This window comes from Streptomyces botrytidirepellens (genome assembly GCF_003721215.1).
In the GTDB taxonomy this organism is placed as follows: domain Bacteria; phylum Actinomycetota; class Actinomycetes; order Streptomycetales; family Streptomycetaceae; genus Streptomyces; species Streptomyces himastatinicus.
The window spans coordinates 12,520-31,273 of record NZ_RIBZ01000247.1 but is presented as its reverse complement, the minus strand read 5'-3'; the positions used below and the strand labels follow the sequence as shown (position 1 = coordinate 31,273).

Genomic DNA, 18,754 nt, shown 5'->3' with positions numbered 1-18,754 from the left:
GGGGGCGGAGAGCCTGACGGCTCTTGCGTTGGCCTGACGGCCAACTACGGGCCTGACGGCCCGTAAACTGACGCATCGTCATGCCTGGCGGCATGACTGTGGGTTGGCTGTGTCGCCCTGACGGGCGACAGGAACAGACAGGGCGGGGCCTGGCGGCCCCGCTGTCGCATGTCCAGGTGTCATGCCTGACGGCATGACTCTGGGTTCAAGTGGTTGGGATTCCCTGCCCTGACGGGCAGGGGGTTGGTGTGTGTCGGCGCCTTGCGGCGCCGTGATGTCGTAATGGTTCGTTAGACAGTTATCCGGTTGCTCTCCCCTCCCCCTTGGTCTGCCGGGGCTGTGGGCCTGGGCCCTGACGGGCCAACAGAACGGGTTGAGGCAGGAGCCTCGTAGCCCCGCAGCATGCCTGCCGGCATGTCCGGATCGTTGCGTACCCCCGCTGTCGCGGGGCCCTCTTCGGTAGTTTTCGTGGGCGTTGTCAGACCCGGGGTGTATGTTCCGGAAGTTGTTGGCCCGTCTGGAATGGCCCCGAATACCACTGGTGGGGCGTAGAGGGGTGATGAGCTGTGCCTGTTAGTCATCATGTTGCCGCTCGGAGGATCATTACTGCTGCTCTGCGAGCCGGTGCGGCGTGGATCAACCGGGTTGAGGAACCTCGTGCGTGGCGGGAATTGTCCCGTATGCACGGGGTGCTTTTGTCGAGTCTGCCGGTGGGAGCCGGCCCTTCGACGCCTGCCGAGATGATCGACTTGCTGCCGGTGCGCCTGCGAGAGTGGGTGCCTCTGGCCTGGGACGAACTACCTTCGGCTATGGGGGATTTGGTTGTCCTGACGGACAACGGGGAACTGACCGAGGATGCCTTCGAGGCGGGCATGAACTATCTGGAGGCGCTGTACGGGGGCGACGGATACTTCGATCTCGGTGGGGCGTGGCTTCCGGCGTGGGTTCGGCAGACGGCTGAGCAGACGGAGCGGGCTGTCTTTCGGCACATCCGCTCTGGCGGGCAGGCTGGCTATGTGGCGGCGCGGACCATGCTGACCGAGGTGCCCTACGGCACGGAGCGGGCGTTGGTCGAGGAGTACTCGCGCCGTGGCGCGGCGCGGATGGACGTGTACCGGCCTGTTCCCTCTGACCGGGTGTGGGCGGGTGCTTCGTCGTGGTTGTGGCCCTGTCCGCAGTGCCGGTATCCGATGGTGCTGCGGGGTGGGCAGTTGCGGTGTGAGTATCCACCGCATCAGAGCCGGTTCGGTCTTGCCGCGGGCAGTGACAAGCGGGGCGGGCCGCCCGTACTGACCGGTGGGCTGGGCCGGTTGGCGGTTGCGGAGCCGGCGCAGGGCGTGTTGTGCCTGGACTGGGGGGTGTGGCGGTACATCACCTGTCCTGGGCTGAGTGAGGTGGGCCTGATGCAGTGGCTGGAGAAGCAGGAGGGGGTGCGGGTCGAGCGCTGGGAGAACCTGGACGAGTGGGATGTCGGTGTCTACCTGGCGGACGGGCATCGCTGGCGGGTGGACGTCAAGGACCACCAGGACGCGCAGACGATCGTCGACCGGCCGCCTGCCGGGGAGACGGTGGTCGTCCCCAACTACCGGCGCAGCCAGGTCAATCAGCTTCAGGCCGGACTCGATGCGCTGCGTACGGCTGAGGGGCAGCGCTACACCGTGTTCACGGTCAGCCGTTTCAAGGCGGCCGTGACGAAGCGGCTGAAGGGAATGGGCGCATGACGTCGCCAAAGAGTGCGAGGTACTCCGTCAGTGTGCCTCTGACGGTGCGGGCGGCGATCCTGCTGGCCGCGCGGGTGTTCCCCAACCGGGCACCGCAGGAGCAGGCGGCATGGCGGCGTGCGGTGGATCTTGCTGATGCTCACTTCCTGGCCACGGGGCAGATGCATCTGTGGGACGGCTGGCCCGCTCTGGCCGTGCGGGATCAGGTGCGGATCACGCGGATGCTGCGGCAGCGGCCGGCGGTGCTTGCCTCCCGGGCCGTGTTTGTCACGGAGACGGCAGCGGTCCTGGACAGCGGTGAGGCGGTCGAGTTCGCCCCAGCCGACGGGGAGGGGCAGGTGCTGGTCCTGCCCGTCGGCGATGAGGAAGCCCTCATCGATGCCTTGCTGGACGAGCTCGAGGACAACGCGGCCAAGGGGCAGTTGCTGCCCAAGCCTGCGCCGCCCGGCTCCTACGTCAGCGACCTGCGGATCAGGGATCCGCTCAGCCCGTCCGGTCGGGTGGTGGATGTCTTCTACGACCTCGACTACCAGGGTCCTGCTGCTCCCAGCGTGGTGCAGGAGCTGGGCGATGCCCCGGTCGCGGACGAGGTGGTGATCCCCCTTGCCGACCTGGATGAGATCGCGGGCCGGCTCGATGGGCTGCGCGGGCAGGACTACCGGCGCAAGGCAGTCGCGGACATCAGGCGGCACGCCCGCGGCCGCGACGGCCTTGAGGTGGGCGAGCTCCTGCGGGTTCAGGCCGGGCCGCTGCGGGTCTTCCACGCCCCCACCGGCATGGGCAAGAACGTCCTGAGCGAGCTCGTCGCGGTGTGGGGCGCCGAGACGGGCCGGGTGATCTCGCTGGTCGTTCCGCAGAACGCGCAGGTCCTGGCCACGGTGTACCGGCTGCAGCAGGACCTGGACGACCTGGAGATCTCCGCACAGGTCACGCCGGTCGTCTCTCCCGCCTCCATGCAGGAGCTGGCCGAGCAGACGGCCGGCAACCCGCAGGACGACGCGGACTTCAGGACCTGGGTGTACCGGGAGATGTCCTACAGCTGTGCTCTGACCGGGCACGCCACTACCTCCTCCGAAGCGGTGGATGCCTGGACGCCGGGCCAGGAGCCGTGCGACCAGCTCAAACCCAACGGGCCAAAAGCGGACAAGGCCCTCTCGTGCCCGTGGCGCGGCGGCTGCGGGAAGTTCCGCCACCACCGGGCCGCGGCGTCGGCGGACATCCTCGTCACCAACCATGCGAACTTCCTCACCGGGCACATCCACGCACCGGTGGCGGGCCGGCCCGCTCCGGGACGGCGCATGACCACCGAGCAGCTGCTGCTGCATCGCAGCCATCTGGTGATCATCGACGAGGCCGATGCACTGCAGGCGCAGGCGTTCGACCGGGCGGCCCGTCAGGTGCTGCTGGCCCAGGACGGTGCGGAGCACACTCCTGTACGTGATCTTGACAGCCAGTTCCGGCGGCACTGCCACCGGCTGCCGATGAGCCTCGAACAGCATCTGCGGCCGCTGATCAACCACCTGGTGTGGCTGGCCGAGTCTTATGTGTCCCACCTCGTCGGCGGGGTCATCCATCCCGACCGGGAACGGCGCAGCATGGTCGTTCCGCGCCGCTGGGACGGGATGTTCGCTTCCCGGATTTTCAAGCTGGAGGCGGGTGAGCGGCCCACCGCGCAGCAGATGCAGGCGGTCAACCAGCTCTACAAGCGGGAGGGGCCGCTGGAGTTTTCCGATGAGGTCGAGGGGCTGGCGGAGCTGAGGGAGCTGCTGTGCTCGGTCACGGACCTGGCCGGCGGGTCGGACCGGCTCACCCACGCCACCCTCAAGTGCATCGGGGAAGCCTTCTCGGCGATCACCGGTGAGACGGACGAGAGGCGGCTGTCCTCCCTGGCGCTGCTGGCGGCCCGGCGGGCGTATCTGGAGGAGATGCGCAGCATCCTGCACCGCATCGTCGGGGTCGCGGCGCCGCTGCAAGGGGCGGGGATCTCCGCCGGTAACAGTCTCGTGGACGCGCTGGCCTCGCACGTGCCGTGGCGTGCTGCCCCGTACGGCCCTTTGGGTCGTGCGCTGTTCGCGTTCTCCGAGACGTTCGACCCGGCCGACCGTCACCAGACGGCGCTGCGACTGAAATCGTATGTCGGGGACCCACACACTCACCTGGCCTACCTGGGCGAGGTGACCGCGCTCGCCCATACCGGCACCCGCCGGGCGGTGATCGGGATGTCCGCAACGGCGTTCATGCCGTACGCACCGCGTCATCACCTCCTGCCGGAGCCGTCCTGGTACGTGCCGGACGACGTCAACGGAAGCCTCACCGTCGAGCTGCAGGCCGGCCAGGACGACGGGGCGGGCATCGTGGTGTCGGGTACCGAGGGGGCCGGCCGAGAACGCGCCTATACGGCCATGGGGCGCAGCGTCGGCCAGGACCTTCCCCCGCAGCTCGATGCGGTAGCCGCCGACCCTGCTACCGCACACCGGGCGTATGCGCTGCTCGCGCCGACCGCCTACAACGCCGGTCCGGCGCTCGCGCGCGGCATGATCTCCGTAGAGGTCGCGGCATCGGAGATCTGCGTGGCGGTGCGGCCGCAGGACATGGCTGCACTGGAGCGGATGCCGCCCGGCTGGGTGCCCATTCCCAGCAACCGGCTCGAGCAGTTCCCCCATGCCGTGGGCCGAGGCCGGTGCCGGTATCTGATCGCTCCCATGGCGCGGGTCGAGCGCGGCCTGAACATTGTCGACCGCGATGGGCGCTCCCTGCTGCATGTGGCCTGCCTGGTCAACCGGCCCGTCCCGGTGATGGAAGACCCCCCGGTACTGCTGTCGCTGGTCAACTCCCTCGCCTACCGCCGACGGCGGCCCAGCCCGGAGCCCGCGGCAGAGTTGGAGCGGCTGCGGATCACGGCGGGCCAGATCTTCGACGACATCCGCAGCGGCGAGGGCTACTTCAAGTCGCTGGGCGAGAACGTCAAGCTCGCCGTCGTCGCAGAGATCCTGACCCGGCTGATCCAGCTGGGCGGGCGTACCCGCCGCGGCGGGGACCCGGGGCGGCTGCGGCTGCTGGACGCCGCCTTCACCCACACCGCCGCCCACTCCACCCTGCCTGCCCTCCTTGGGCAGCTGCGCGGGAAATGGCAGGACGAGGACCACATGCCGCTGATCGACGCCGTCTATGGCACCACCATGACCGACGCCCTGCTGGGCTTGGCGGAGCACTCCCCCACCGGATCCGAGGACGAGGAACAGGAGACCTACAAGTGGTGAGTAACGAGCGCGGCCGCCTGTTCACCCTGTCCTTCCCGCTGGATGACCGGCTGCTGGGCACCGTGCATGCCTATCCGCAGGATGAGGCGTTCGCGCCGGCCTGGCGGCGGCTGCCTAGGCCCCGCGGTAAGGATGCCGTGCAGCCGATCGCGTCCCTGCAGACGGCTGCGCGCGCCGTGACCGGTGAGCGGCTGATGTTCACCAACCCCGACCGGCCTGCCAGGACCGGCCGATGGGCCGGGCGGAGCGTGATCGTCACGCCCGGAGCGCTGGACGAGGCCGCGGTGCGCACTGTGATGCGGGAGTGGGAGACGCGGCTGGACGGGCATGGCGGCCGCGACACGCTGGCTGCTCTGCTGCAGCTGTCCGACGACGGGCCCCAGCCGCTCAGTTCGCTGCTGCACCGCGACCCTGTGGGGCGGATCACCGGTCCCCGCTGGGTGTTTCGGGTGGCCGGGTGGCGGCTGGCAAGCATGCTGGCCGCCCAGCCGCTCCCGCTCGACGAGAACCTGCCTCCGCTGCGGTTCCACCTCGACACCGAGGGTGACCTGCTGGCCTGGCAGGCCCCGCTGGTCCACGAACGGACATGGATCGACGAGGAAAGCGGCAAACGCCGGCGCATCGCCGGCTACGCCATGGAACGCATCCACATCGAGGTCGAACCCGCCCCAGGCGGAAAGACGCTGATCGCGCACCTGTCGGCGCGGATCTCGCGCGTCGCCACCCACTACAAGGGCATCCGCAACGTCCTGCTGCGCCATCCCGTCAACCCGGACATCATCCTCAAGGCCCCGATCACCACCCGCTGGGAGAAAGGGCCGGACGGGTTCATGCAGCCCGCGGCCGTCCGCTACCGCGGGGCGACGGCACAGATCGTCGAGGCATGCGGCGTCGGCCGTCTGCCCGAGCCGCCCCTGACGGGGCTGGACGAGCTGACAGAGGTGCGCGGGGTGCACCGCACGGGCAAGCACCCGATCGACAAGGGCGCCGGGGCGATGTTCCACGCCCGGCTCGAGGAACACGCCGGGCAGGTCTTCGATCAGGAGCCCCTCGTCTACACCGGCACGTCTATCAAGATCAGTAAGCCGGGCGGGAGCCTGCCGCCCTACGTGCCGGCCGGCAAGATGGCCGACGCCATGGCAATTGCCGGTCTCGATACGGTGCGCACCGTCGTGCTGTATGAGTCGGCGCCGTGGCGCACGCGGGTGATGGGCCAGCTGGCCCGCGACTACACGCGGCCCGAGCTGGCCGATCTGCCCGATGAACAGCCGGTGGTGCTGGCACCGGGGTACGAGCTCGTGGCGGTGCGGCTGCCCGAGCTCGTCCGCCACGGAAGCCACGACCGCAGCCTGATCCTCAACACGCTGCCCTGGTTCAAGCCCGGTGCTGGGCGGGCGCTGGTCTCCGCCCTATGCGAGACGCACTACCCCAGCGAGCAGGAGAAGGAGGCCGGGCTGACGGACGCCAAGCATGCGCTCAAAGGGCTCTTCGCCGAGCGCGGCATCCCCTCGCAGTTCATCACCATGGACTCCGATCCCGGCGATCCCTACCGGCTGAACACGCCCGAGAAGGTCGCGCGGGCCAGGGCCCGCAACGCTGGTCTGCCGGAGCCGGACGTCGCCTACAAGGACGACCATGCGGTGCAGATCGCGCTCGGCAGCCTGCACTGCGACTCCGGCCTCATCGACAACCGCCTGGCCGCCACCGCCTTCCACCGCAACGCCAAGGACACCGCCCTGGACCGGGAAGCCGTAGCGGTAGGGCTGTGGACCCGCTACCACCGCTTCGGCGAACGTCCCGGCCGACCCCGCAGACCGGCCGTCCTCGCCATCACGCTGGTCGCCATGCGGATCCCGCTCGGCGAGGACGCCTACTGGCCCACCCTGATGTACAGCGACCAGGGCTGGCGCCCTCTGTCCCAGGCACGGGCCCTGCACCATGCCGGTCCTATCGGCAAAAGAGGGCATCACCTGCGGGAGGACCACGAGGGTCCGCACAACGTGCGCACCTATGTGGAACGGGCTCTGGCCGCGCTCGGTGACCGGTATCCGATCATCGTCTTCGCCGAGGAGCGTGAGCGGATCTGGCCCGGGCTGTGTAACGACCGGCTCGGGGACGGCGCTGTCCCCGGACAGAGCCTGATGGCGCAGGGACGGGATGTGGCGGTCGTCAGGGTTGGCAACGGGCAGGGCACACCCCAGCCGTCACGGCGCGCCGGGGGCGGGGGCAAGTTGCCGGCCAACCCGCTGCAGCCGGTCATGCCGGAGAAAATCCTCTACCGTCACGATCACGGCGGTGTGGTGTCCTGGCTGTTTTCCGGGCAGTCCCGCCAGCACGCCGGCGGCCAGCGCACCGGCACCCAGTACACACGCCGTACCCTGCCCGGCGGGCAACTGGCCCAAATGGGCGCTCCTTTCCATGCCATGACCCGCACCGAATACGTCATCGCCCACCACGGCGGCTGGCGCGAGGAGCAGCTGGCCGGTCTTGCCGCGCGGATCTCCGAGCAGGCCGCCATGTGGGACGGGCGAACCAACCTTCCCGCGCCCCTGCATCTCGCCAAGAGCGCTGATGAGAAGCATCCCGGCTTCGTCGACCAGGAAGGGCTGAGCGAGTAGGGGCAGTGTGCGCGTCGGCTCCAGAGCCGTGCTGGCGGAGCTGGCAGCCTGTCGGCTGCTGCCGTCCTGCCGGGCCCGACCGTTGTGAATCGGGCGGGGCTGGCGCGCTGGTTCTTCCCTCCGGGCGTTGTCACACGATGGACACGCCTAGTGGTGTGTGGGCGACCTGGATGGGTGAATTCCGGCCTAAGAGCCCCTAGAAGACGTCGGCGGCTCGCCAAAGAGATGTGTCCGGGCATGGTGATGAGGAGGTTCCCGGTCGACTGAGAGGTGGTGTCCCACCCGTTTCGACCAGGAGCACCAGATGGCTGAAGCGATGCAAGGCGGCGATCGCCCCGCATCCCCCGAGCTAGTAGCAGGGCCGCCGGCCCGCGCGGGACAGCTCACCACCACCGAGGACATGACCTCGACAGACATTCCGGGAGGTCTCTCCGACACGGCGCGCGCGCAGCTGGCTCAGGCCATGGAGCACAGCGGGCTCCACATCGCGCGGATGGTCAAGAATGCCGGCCGGCCGAGGGCGGAGGACATGTGGCAGAAGATCCTCATCAGCTTTGAGAGAACGCTGCGGAACCAGGGCCCGGTTGAACACCTCGAGTCCTACCTCAACCGGTGCGTCACGAACGAACTGAGCAAGCTGCGCGCCACGATCGAGGTCCTGGTCGGCGAGGAGAAGTTGGAGATTCTGCGGGCGAAGAGCGTGAACGACCCGCAGCTCGACGGCATCCTGTCCTACAACCACGAACTGATCGAGACGGTGCAGGGAATCCGCGATTCCGGTGTGCTGTCCAAGCGCGAAGCCGACGTCTACGTTCTCGCCCAGGTCCTCGGGGAGGCGAACGCCGTCGTCGCGGAATGGCTTGAGCCGCCCACCACCGCCGCTGCGGTCGCCACGCTGAAGTGGAAGGCCATGCGCAAGGTCAGGAAGGCCTGGCGTGAGGGCAAGTTCAGGCATCTCGGCTTCCCCCCGCCCCGGGAGGAGGGCGACTAGAGCGCCCCGCTCCCGTACGGGCCACCGGTCAGGTTCCGTACGAGGGCGGGGGGAGCTAGCCACTCCCCTGAGGGTCCGAGAGATGGTGGCCCCTCACTTCGGAAAGGAAAGACAAGGAAGCCGCCCCTGGGCCTGCGCCAACAGATGCGGGGGCGGCCCTGAGACCGGCCCGATCCCTACGGGGGTAGGAGCGGGCCAGTCAGAACTAGGAGTCTGACGTGCCTCTTATCACGCTACCGATCGCGTTCGGCGTTCTGCTGATCGCGCTAACCGCCATCGGATGGAAGACAGTTCTGCCGTGGGTGCTCCGGCTCTTCACGCCGGCCCCTGCCGTCCAGTTGCCTCGGCTCGTCCTTGCCCCGGACGCCGATGAGCCGGAGCGTACTGACCTGCCTGGGCAGGTCGCCCGGCTGTAGAGACTTCGTGAGCGCCAGGTACGGAGTCGTAGCGAAGGGCCCCCGGGGTGCTCGGGGGCCCTTCCCCACCGGACCAGCATCCGCTGGGCTTCGTGTAAGACCCCGACGCCAAGGAAGACATGAACGGCTTGATCTCCGACCTGGTAGCCGTGGGTACGCCGATGAAGGTCGTACTGCCGCTGCTGCTCTTCACGATGCTGATCGTGCTCATCCGTACGATCGCGGCCGCCATCGCCATCGTGGTCAAAGCCATGCACCCCGGCGAGTCCGCAGACGCCGTAACGATGCAGGCGAACCGCATCCAACACCGGCAGTGGAAAGCGCAGCGCCGCGACTGGAACCGGCGTGCCCGCGCCTCCCGACGCGCTCTCATCCGGGCGGGGCTTCGGGCCTGGTACCGACGCCTCCGCACCGCCCGCTACGTCGACGGGCAGATCATGTTGCCTGCTCTCGTACTGCCGCCCGAGGTGCCTGCGCCGCTGAGCACCCCCGAGACCAGCTCCCTTCCCGCATCGCAACACGGGACTGTCCAGCCCTGACCTCACCGCCCAAAACCACATGGGTGTGAAGGAAACCCGACGGGACGTTCAGCGGACGTCGCAATGCGAAGTGCAGTAATCAGGACGGCGCATCCTGGATCTGTAGGCCGAGCTCGGCCAAGGCAGCCTGCCGCTGTGGGCTGAGTCGGGAGCGGCGGCGGCGAAGGTTGCTCATCCATTGTCCCAACCGCACCTCCTCGCCTTCGATCTCCTCGACGTGCCGCTGGGGGACGTCGAGGTGGCCCTCGCGCTCGCGGAACATCCGGGCGGCGGCCAGCCCACGCTGGAAGGCACGCTCGCGCGCGGGCAGGAGGCTCTCCGGCGCTGCGACAGCGGGCTCATCGGACATTCCATGAAGCCCCAACTGCGCGAGCAGACCTCTCTGTTCGGGGTGCAGGTGGTCAAAACGTGCGCGCTGGGCTTCAAGCCATGTCTGCGTCTGGGAGGCCGTGTCGTTGTCTGCCAGGCTCTGACGGGCGGCGTGGTAGGCCCGTTGCCATGTGATTGGCCAGGGCGGGTTCCACCACCGGTCCAGGGCAGTGAGGGCAGCGGCGCGCTGCTCGGTGAGGGTTCCGGCACGGGTGCGTTGGGTGGCCAGCCAGCGGCCGAGAGGAAAGCCGTCATGGACTTCCTCGACGGGGGCGGCGAGGTGGCCGTGGCGGGCGGCATAGGCAGCGGCGTGGGCCAGGGCCCGGTCGAAGGCCTGCTGGCGGGGGTCCCAGATGATGCCGAGGCGCTCAAGGGCGTGGACGCGTACGGCGTCCAGGGTGCCTTTGGTGTGCAGGTGGCGTTGCCAGGTGAGCCAGCGGCCCAGGGGGTAGCCGGCGAGGTCCTCGTAGGCTTGGGGGACGTCGAGGTGGTGGTGGGTGTTTCGGTAACGGCGGGCTGCGGCGAGGCCGCGGCGCCATTCGGCGCTCTTGGGGGCCAGCACGCGCAGGGAGAGGGCGAGGGCGACTTCGTCGGCCTGGGTGGGGCGGTCGAAGCGGAGCCAGGCGTCGGGGTCTTCGGGAGCTGTGGTGAGGCGGTGGGTGCGGGGGTCTGACAGGCGAGCATCGAGGCGGTCGTCGTGGGCGCGCAGGGCCTGGATGGTGCGCCACAGCGGGGTGTAGGCGTCGGCGCCGAGCAGGTCGTCGGGGTCTTCGTCGGGAGTGAGGTAGACGGGGACGACAAGGGTGGCCTTCTTGCCGGTGCCGGGCTCTTGGCGCAGGGCGCGGCCGACGGCCTGGACGGTGTCGACGGGGCTGTTCTTGGGGTCGGCGAAGACGACGGCGTCGATGGCGGGCACGTCGATGCCCTCCCCCAGGACGCGGGCGTTCGACAGGACGGCCGGGGCGTCGAGGGTGGTGTGAGAGGTGAACTCGAGCAGGAGGCGGCGGCGGACCTGGGGGGCGTGGCTACCGCTGATCCAGTCCGCCCACAGCCCCTCGGGCCGCAGCTCGGCGGGAAGCGTGGCGGCGGTGTCGGTCAGGGTGGTGGCGAAGGCGCGGGCGTCGGCAACGCGGTGGTGAAAGGTGAGGATGCGGCGCAGCCGGTGGTCCTGGATGGCTCGCAGTGCGGCGACTTGGCGGCCGGCCAGGCGCAGTGCGTCGACGCCGGCGCCGGGGCCGGTGGCGAGCCAGTCGCGCAGGTCTTGGTCGGTAACGACGGGGACGAGGATCTGGTAGTCGGCGAGCAGGCCGAGGTCGATGGCGTCGGAGAGGTTGAGGTGGTAGGCGACGGGGCCGAACAGGCTTTCGTCGTCCATCGAGGCCACCATCTCAGCACCGTCGGCGTCCTGGGCGTCGTCGGGGTCCCAGATGCGGGGGGTGGCGGTCAGGTAGAGGCGGCGGGCCGCGGGGACCTGGTCGTCGTGGTGGATCGCGGCCCATGCCTTGCCGAGGCGTCCGGCGGTGCGGTGGGCCTCGTCGATGACTGTCAGGTCCCAAGGTGGCAGGTGGTGGTCGCGGTGGGCGGTGACGACGGCGGGCAGGGAGGCGTAGGTGGCGTAGACGGTGACCGGGCCTGGCTGGGGTGTGGTGAGAGTGGTGAGTTCGCCGGGATCGGTGGTCATGGGAACGCTGGCGCTGAGCGGCTCGTGGTCGAGGGCCTGGCGGGCCGAGCACACGGCGACCACGGTGCCCTTACGACCCGCGGCCCGCCAGGAACGGATTGTCTGGGACAGCAAGTCCAGTGTCGGCAGCAGCACCAGCACTCTCCCGCGAGGGGTGATGCGGGCGGTGGTGCGGGCAGCGATCAGAGTCTTTCCGGTCCCGCACGCCGCGATCACACTCGCCCGCGCGTTGTCCCGCAGGGTCTGGGCGACGGCTGCAACGGCTTCCTTCTGGTGCGGTCGCAGTGTGATGTCGGAAGGGGGCATGGGGGTGTACCGCTCCGGTGCTGGTTCGGCGGATGGGCTGGGCGGGAGGGCGAGGCAGGGGGTGTCCCGCCCTCTGGGTGCAGGTTATGGGGCTGGAGAGCATGCAGGCGGTGGTGAAGCCTCGGGCGGTGATTTTGGAGTTACAGATCGGCGCTGATCAAGGGGCGCAGTGTGGAGCCGTTGCGGTGTTTCATCACGTTCAGCTGGCTGGGGATGCGACGGCCGAGTTCGGCGACATGGCTGACGATGCCGACTGCTCGGTTGCCGGCGCGCAGCTGGTCGAGGACGTCCATCACGTCTTGCAGGTTCTGGTCGTCTAGGGTGCCGAAGCCCTCGTCGATGAACAGGGTTCCCAAGGGGCGGCCGCTGGCTTCCTGGGTGACGACGTCGGCCAAGCCGAGGGCCAAAGCGAGGGAGGCGGTGAAGGTCTCGCCGCCGGACAGGGTGGAGGTTTCGCGTTCGGTGCCGGTCCAGGTGTCGAGGATTCTCAGTCCCAGTCCTGCCTTGAGACGTCCGCGTCGGCCGACGTCCTTCTCGTCGCTGTGTAGGAGGAGGTAGCGCTCTGAGGTCATGGCCTGCAGTCGGATGTTGGCCGCGTCGGCGATCTCTTCGAGTCGTGCGGCCAGGACGTAGGCCTCCAGTTCCATGCTGCGCGTGTTGGCGGTGGTGGTGGCTGACATGACGCCAGCGAGGCGGTCGGCCAGGGTGTGGCGCGCCTGAAGGGGTTCGATGTCGCTTAGGCGGGCTTCGAGGTCGGCGATCAGTCCGGTCAGCGCGGTGACACGGTCACGGGCCTGCTGGGACGCGCCGGCGGTGGTTTTCATGCGGCCTTCGGCTCGCAGGAGAGCATCGGCCGCGGCTTGCGGGTCAGCGGGAGGTTGGATGCTGGCCTCGAGCAGGTCCGGGGTTTTCAGGGTGTCGGTGACGACGGCGTCGTCCTTGTCCCACTGCTCGAGTTCCTTGCTCCACTGCTGCAGGAGGGCTGGGGATTGCAGTGCGGCAGCGGCCTCCTCACGGGTGGGGAAGCCGGCGTCCTGGGCTGCTTGGTCGGCGGCGGCAGTCGCGTCACGGTGGCGGTCGGCCGCGTCGGCTGTCGTCTGGGCGGCGTCGATGGCGCTTGTCAAGCGCTCCGCGGCGCGGGTGAGCTCGGTCATGCGATCGCCGAGGGTCGCGGCGGTGCCGCGTGCGGTGTCCAGGGCGCTGGCGATGGTGATCTGCTGCTGGGCCAGGGCCTTGCTGCGCAGCTGGCATTCGGTCAGCCGGTCCTTGGCTTCCTGGCGTTGCTGGGTGCGGGTGTCGCACTCACTCTGGAGCCGGGCCAGCTCCTCCTGGGCAGAGGGCAGCTTGGCGGCTTCGTCGCATGCGGCTTGGTGGGCTTTCCGGGCTTCCTGAAGCTGTGACTCGAGCTCGTCAGGAGGGGTGGGCCCTGCTGCTCCAAGCGCCTGTGCATGCTGGGTGGCGAGTTCGCTGCGGGCACGGCTGGCCTGGGTGTGCGCGGCCTCGGCCTGTTCATGGGCGGTGCGGGCCTTGTCCTCGTCCTCGCGTCTGGGCTGGTCGGCTCGTGGCTGTGCCGGAGCTGGGTGGATGGTCGAGCCGCACACCGAGCATGGGGTTCCCTCGGTGAGTTGGGTGGCCAGTTCTCCGGCCATACCGTCCAGACGGCGTTCGCGCAGGTCGAGCCAGTCTTTCTTGGCCTGGAGTGCTTCAGCTTCGCGTTGGGTCTCGGTTTCTGCGACTGAGGCGAGCCGGGTCGCGAGAGTGTCGCGGTGGCGAGCCGCTTCGATCTGTGTATCCAGCGCCTGGACGGTCTTCTCCCGTTGCGGTACTTGATCCGCGGCCTTGACCATGCCTTCCAGGAGGCCAGTGTGCTCGGCTTCCAAGGCGGGCCATGCTGTGAGCCAATGTGCGGCCTCGTCCAGGTCGGCTTGTGCCTGCTGTTCCTTGATGTCGAGTTCTGCGATCTGTGCGCCGAGCTGTGCGTGGCGCTGCTCGTCCGGCAGCAGTCCTTCGACGCGGCCTCGCTCGGCGTGGTGCTGTTCGAGGGTTGCTCTCAGCTGGGCAACCTCGTCATGGCGGTGGGCGGCAGGCAGTAGCGTGCGGGCTTCGCCTTCGGCGGTCCTGGCTTTCTGGAGGGCGAGGGTGGTGCGCTCAAGGCCGTCGAGTAGGGGACGCAGGTGTTCGGCGCGGCGGCCCTTGTCAAGGTCTTCACGTAGGCGTGGGTGGTCGGCGGCTTTGTCATCCAGGGCGGCGCGTCGGGCGAGGGCGTGGTTGTGCTGGCGTTGGTGGTTGTCGAGTTCGGTGGCACGCTGGTGTTGGTCTTTGGCCTGCTGGTGGGCCTGGTCGCTGTGTTCTTCGTCGGCCAGGGCGGTGAGGTGGGCTCTTTGGGCGAGGGTGAGCAGGCGTTGGGCCCAGGAGAGGGTGTCGGCGGGGTGCTGGGCGTCGGGCCGGGCAGGCTGGTCCGCGTCGGTGTCGGTGTCGCTTTGCTGGAGGAAGGGGGCTGCCTCCTGGTCGATGCGTTCGCTGAGCTGCTGTACGGCGGTGGCGACCTGGTCGAGATCCTTTTTCGTGGTCTTGCTGCGGTCGGTGAGCCATGCCTGCAGTTCCTGGAAGCGTCCGGTGTCGAAGAGCCGGCGGAGCAGTACGGCGCGGTCTTTGGCATCGGCTCGCAGGAATTTCGCGAAGTCTCCCTGGGGTAGGAGGACGACCTGGCAGAACTGCTCCTTGGACAGTCCCAGGGCCGCCTCGATCTCCTTGACGGTGTCCTGGTGGTTGGCACAGACCGGATCCCACGTTGCGGGGCTGTCCGCAGTGCCGGTCCGCTGGTGAAGCTGCACGGTGGCTTCGGCGGTGGCAACGCCGCTTTTGGCGCGCGAGCTGGGGTAGGTCTGCCTGGGCGTTCGCGTGATTTTCAAGCGGCGGCCGGCTGCGCTGAATTCGAGGACGACCCGAGTGCGTGTATCGGTGGGGGCGTGGTCGCTGCGCAGGCGGTGGGTGGGGCGGATGCCGGGCACGGTGCCGTAGAGGGCGAAGCAGACCGCGTCCAGGATGCTGGTCTTCCCCGCTCCGGTGTCGCCGCGCAGCAGAAACAGGCCGCTGCTGGTCAGGGCGTCGAAGTCGACGTCTTCCGTGCGCGCGAACGGGCCGAATGCCTGGACGGTCAGGTGGTGGAGATACATCAGCTGGCCTCTCGCGCGGCGGCTTCGGTACGGACGCTTTCCAGTCCTTCTTGCAGCAGGTCCTGCTCCGGGCCGGTGGCCGGAGCGCCGGTGACGTGGTGAAGGAAGCCCAGCGTGATGTCGTGGTCGGTGCGGCCGTTGATGCGTGTCCGGTAGGACTCGTCGTTGGTGTGCTGCTCCTGGGAGAAGCTCAGTTTCAAGGCGTGGGGAAAGCGTTGCCGCAGGCGTTCCATGGCCATGTGCGGCCGGTCATGGTCGGTGAGCGTAATGTGCAGCCAGCACTCTTCGTACTCGAGGTACTCGGGGCGGATCAGCAGGTCGTTCAGAGCGCCGGTCAGTTGGCGCATGTGGCGGGGTACCGGGCATAGGAGCTTGCGTGCCGTGAGGCGGGAGTGGGCGTCCAGGTCAATCAGCCACATGGCCTTGGGGTGATCTGCTTCGGAGAAGGAGTAGGCCAGTGGAGATCCGCTGTATCGGATGCGCTCGCTGACTTGCTGGCAGCGGTGCAAGTGCCCCAGCGCTACATAGTCGGCCCCGGCGAATACGGAGGCAGAGACGGAGGGAACGCCGCCGGCGGTGATGTCGCGCTCGCTCTCGCTGGTGTCCGCTCCGGTGACGAAGGCGTGGGCGAGGACGACCGACCGGGTGCCGCCGGGACGCGCTGCCAGGTCGGCGCGGACCTGGTCCATGGCCGCACTGAGCACGGCGTGATGACTGGGCTTTTCCGCTCTGAAGTGTGCCTGGACCAGGCCCGGCTCGAGGTAGGGCAGGCCGTAGAAGGCCACCGGTCCGTGCTCGTCGTTCAAGACGGCGGGGCGGGCGCAGTCCTCCACGCCGGTCCGCAGGTGGATCCCGGCGCGCTCGATGAGCCGGGCGTTGACTCCCAGCCGGCGTGGCGAGTCATGGTTGCCGCTGATCATGACGAGTGGCACCTGGAGATCGGCGAGTTCTCCAAGGACCCAGTTGAACAGGTCAATTGCGTCCAGCGGCGGGATGGCGCGGTCGAACACGTCGCCCGCGACGGCCACAGCCTCAACGCTTTCTCGCCGCACCGTCTCCAGCAGATGCTCCAAGAAGGCGTGCTGCTCCTTGAGGAGCGGCGTGCGATGGAGTTGACGGCCCAAATGCCAGTCCGAGGTGTGCAGGATCCGCATGAACACTGACCGTAGCTATGAGGCGGCTGGGGCGTGATGCTTTCCCGATAAACAGTCTCCTTTGAGAGAACTTTGGGGTATATGACGGTCTTGGTGCAGGCGCCCGGGGCGGTTTGTCATGAAGAGGGGCCGCCTGCGGACCGCGTGATGAAGGGAGCGGCGGATCGATTCGGCTTGATCAATCGTGGTGACTGGCGGTGCAGCCGGGTTCGGCAGGTCCTAGGATGGTGCGTTCGAGACGGAAGTGACGCCCCACGCAGGCTTGCTGACGATGCGCGCCAGTCCAGTGAGGGCGGACGAGGGTACGGAGCGGGTAGGCAGTGCATCTGATCAGCTTCGCGGTGAGCGGGTTCCGTTCCCTGAGGGATATCGATGACATACCGGTGAGCAGGCCGACCATCCTGGCCGGCCACAACGATGGCGGAAAGAGCGCGGTACTGGACGCACTCGCTTTCCTGGTCGGTGCGCGCAAGTTGGAGCAGGACGACCGTACCTACGTGCAGCAGCCCGGTCACGGCGATACGCCGCCCATCAGCGGGCGTTGCGCAACGACGACGGTCACCGGAACGTTCACGCTCCATACCTGGGAGCAGTCCGTCTTCGACCTGCCTGCCCAGGTGCGGGTGCGGCGGCGGTCGGGAGAGGATCTCGTTCCGCATCTGGAGCTGTTCGGGCCGCTGGCCGATGACGAGCGGTTACGAGATCTTTCCTCCCACCTGGTTCCCGCCCTCAAGGAGCTCGTGGCCGAGCTTGGCCTGAAGCCCGCCAGCCAGCGGCGGGCGGACCTGGAAGCCGCTTTGCGTACCCATATCGCAGAGCACTCCAGCACCGAGGGGTGGCAGTCGGCGCCCACGGGGCTGGAGAAGCGCATGCCACGTCTACTGGCCTTCGATGGGAAGACCGCACACCCCGACGCTGCCGTGAAGACGGCGCTCACCAGCCGCTTCCAGGCCCATATGACCGATCCTGAACTCAGCGGGCGTCTGCATGATCTGGAGGACGACGTCAAGGAGCGGCTGCGTATCGATGCCAAGTCACTGTGCGACCACATCGGCACCCGCTGCCCGGACCTGGAAGAGGTGTTCGTAGAGCCGGAGATCTCCTTCGGGCAAGGTTTCCGCTCGGCACCGCTGCGTATGTCCCGCACTGCCGGGGAAGTCATGGGGCTGGAGCGCTCCGGCCTGGGCCGTAACCGCCGGGTCTCGCTGGCTGTCTGGGAGTGGACCAGCGAACTGCTGGCCGACGAGGAGAGCAGCGACCCCTCTCCTGGCGCCACCGGCGACGCCGACGTTGAACCGCCCCCGGTGCAGAACATCGTCGTCTACGACGAGCCCGATACTCACCTCGACTATCACCACCAGCGCAAGATCATGCAGCTCATCCGGGAGCAGAGCGCGTTGCCGCATGTGAACGTCATAGTCGCCACCCACTCGATGAACCTCATCGACGGCGTCGACATCTCCGACGTGGTCCACCTCAAGCTGCACGATCACCGCACCACCGTCGAACGTCTGGGCGCCGGGGTGGTCGGAGTAGACATCGACCTGCACTTGAGCCGGATCGCCGCAGCGGTTGGTCTGCGCAACTCCGTTCTGCTGCACGAACGCTGTTTCCTGGCCGTGGAGGGGGAAACCGAGCAGCGCGCCTTCCCTCTGCTGTTCCGCCTGTGCGAGGGGATCTCCCTTCAAGCAGCCGGCATCGCGCTGTGGGCGTGCTTCAACAACGAGGGCGCCCTCCACTTGGCCCGCTACCTCGCCCAGCACGGCCGGACGATGATGCTGGTCGTCGACGCCGACAGCCGCAACGTCCGTAAGAGCATCTTCAAGCCCGCCAAACTGACCGAGTTCTTCGGCCACGCGGCACCCGACTTCGTGAAGTTCATCGGCGAACCCGAGCCGGGTCAGGCAGGCACCGAGCAGTTCAACGAGCTGGAGGAGATCTTCCCCGACACGCTCTGGGCCAAAGTGGCCAACAAAATCTGGAGGCGCACCGACGCTGACTGGACGGCCGCTGACTTCGCTGCACAGCGCGGAACGGGCAAGTTCAGCGCACGCGTTCAGGAACTCCTGCAGCAGCAGAGTCCTGAAGGTCCGGGCGGCAAGCCGGAGATGATGTATGAGCTCGCCATGGCACTCGAGGACCCCAATGATGTGCCCGAGCAGCTGCGAACCGTCTTCGAACAGCTCAGGATGCTAGCAGCATAAAGCTGGCCATTAATGCCTGCCCTGTCCCGGGCCTCGGCGCACCGGGACGGCGTCGGCGTGCCTTCATCCGCTCTTTACGCTGCTCCAGCGTCGGCGGCTCCCACTTGTGCCAGCCCACCGGGGGCTTCCACCGCTGCATGTGCTCACGCTCGTCCACCCCGCACCACCGGCAGCCACTCGGAGCAGGTAAACGCAGGTCAGAATCATCGTGCATCGCAGACATGCTCGCCTCCCTCCATCACTGCTGATTCTTCCCCACAGCACTGACATCAGCCTCCGGACGGCTTGCACGAGATCGACGCCGGGTAGCGACGCTGTG

Annotated in this window: 10 protein-coding genes; 7 read left to right on the top strand and 3 right to left on the bottom strand. The window is 68.2% G+C overall.

The window, feature by feature from the left end:
• Positions 1 to 566: 566 nt before the first annotated feature.
• The 6 genes from EEJ42_RS19550 (at position 567) to EEJ42_RS19525 (ending at position 9,545) form a co-directional block, all read left to right on the top strand.
• Positions 567 to 1,721: a restriction endonuclease-related protein gene (locus tag EEJ42_RS19550; protein WP_123101280.1), complete on the top strand. Its 1,155-nt coding sequence runs from the start codon at positions 567 to 569 to the stop codon at positions 1,719 to 1,721.
• A 32-nt stretch (positions 1,722 to 1,753) separates the two neighbouring features.
• Complete coding sequence (locus tag EEJ42_RS19545; protein ID WP_246096946.1) at positions 1,754 to 4,981, top strand: hypothetical protein; 3,228 nt, start codon at positions 1,754 to 1,756, stop codon at positions 4,979 to 4,981.
• Positions 4,978 to 7,599 carry an RNaseH domain-containing protein gene (locus EEJ42_RS19540; protein WP_246096944.1) on the top strand — a complete coding sequence of 874 codons (2,622 nt, stop codon included), beginning with the start codon at positions 4,978 to 4,980 and terminating at the stop codon, positions 7,597 to 7,599. The genes EEJ42_RS19545 and EEJ42_RS19540 overlap by 4 nt, the downstream gene beginning before the upstream one ends.
• 304 nt (positions 7,600 to 7,903) lie before the next feature.
• Entirely contained in the window at positions 7,904 to 8,590 is a 687-nt protein-coding gene (locus tag EEJ42_RS19535; protein ID WP_148081994.1) for an RNA polymerase sigma factor, read from the top strand.
• Between the two features lie 218 nt (positions 8,591 to 8,808).
• On the top strand, positions 8,809 to 9,006 hold the full coding sequence (locus EEJ42_RS50975; protein WP_044582627.1) for a hypothetical protein: 198 nt from the start codon (positions 8,809 to 8,811) through the stop codon (positions 9,004 to 9,006).
• A gap of 119 nt (positions 9,007 to 9,125) precedes the next feature.
• Entirely contained in the window at positions 9,126 to 9,545 is a 420-nt protein-coding gene (locus tag EEJ42_RS19525) for a hypothetical protein (protein ID WP_123101272.1), read from the top strand.
• 79 nt (positions 9,546 to 9,624) lie between these two features.
• Here EEJ42_RS19525 and EEJ42_RS19520 read toward each other — a convergent pair whose 3' ends face one another.
• From EEJ42_RS19520 to EEJ42_RS19510, 3 genes are all read right to left on the bottom strand, one after another.
• A complete protein-coding gene (locus tag EEJ42_RS19520) occupies positions 9,625 to 11,901 on the bottom strand; it encodes a DEAD/DEAH box helicase (RefSeq protein WP_123101270.1) in 2,277 nt (758 codons plus the stop codon).
• A gap of 140 nt (positions 11,902 to 12,041) precedes the next feature.
• Positions 12,042 to 15,077, bottom strand: coding sequence for an AAA family ATPase (locus EEJ42_RS19515; RefSeq protein ID WP_123101268.1), 3,036 nt, complete (start codon positions 15,075 to 15,077; stop codon positions 12,042 to 12,044).
• Positions 15,077 to 16,231 carry an exonuclease SbcCD subunit D gene (locus EEJ42_RS19510; RefSeq protein ID WP_123101266.1) on the bottom strand — a complete coding sequence of 385 codons (1,155 nt, stop codon included), beginning with the start codon at positions 16,229 to 16,231 and terminating at the stop codon, positions 15,077 to 15,079. The genes EEJ42_RS19515 and EEJ42_RS19510 overlap by 1 nt, the downstream gene beginning before the upstream one ends.
• Positions 16,232 to 16,551: 320 nt before the next feature.
• On the opposite strand from EEJ42_RS19510, the gene EEJ42_RS19505 reads away from it, so the two are divergent.
• Positions 16,552 to 18,435: an ATP-dependent nuclease gene (locus EEJ42_RS19505; protein ID WP_123101264.1), complete on the top strand. Its 1,884-nt coding sequence runs from the start codon at positions 16,552 to 16,554 to the stop codon at positions 18,433 to 18,435.
• Positions 18,436 to 18,754 lie beyond the last annotated feature (319 nt).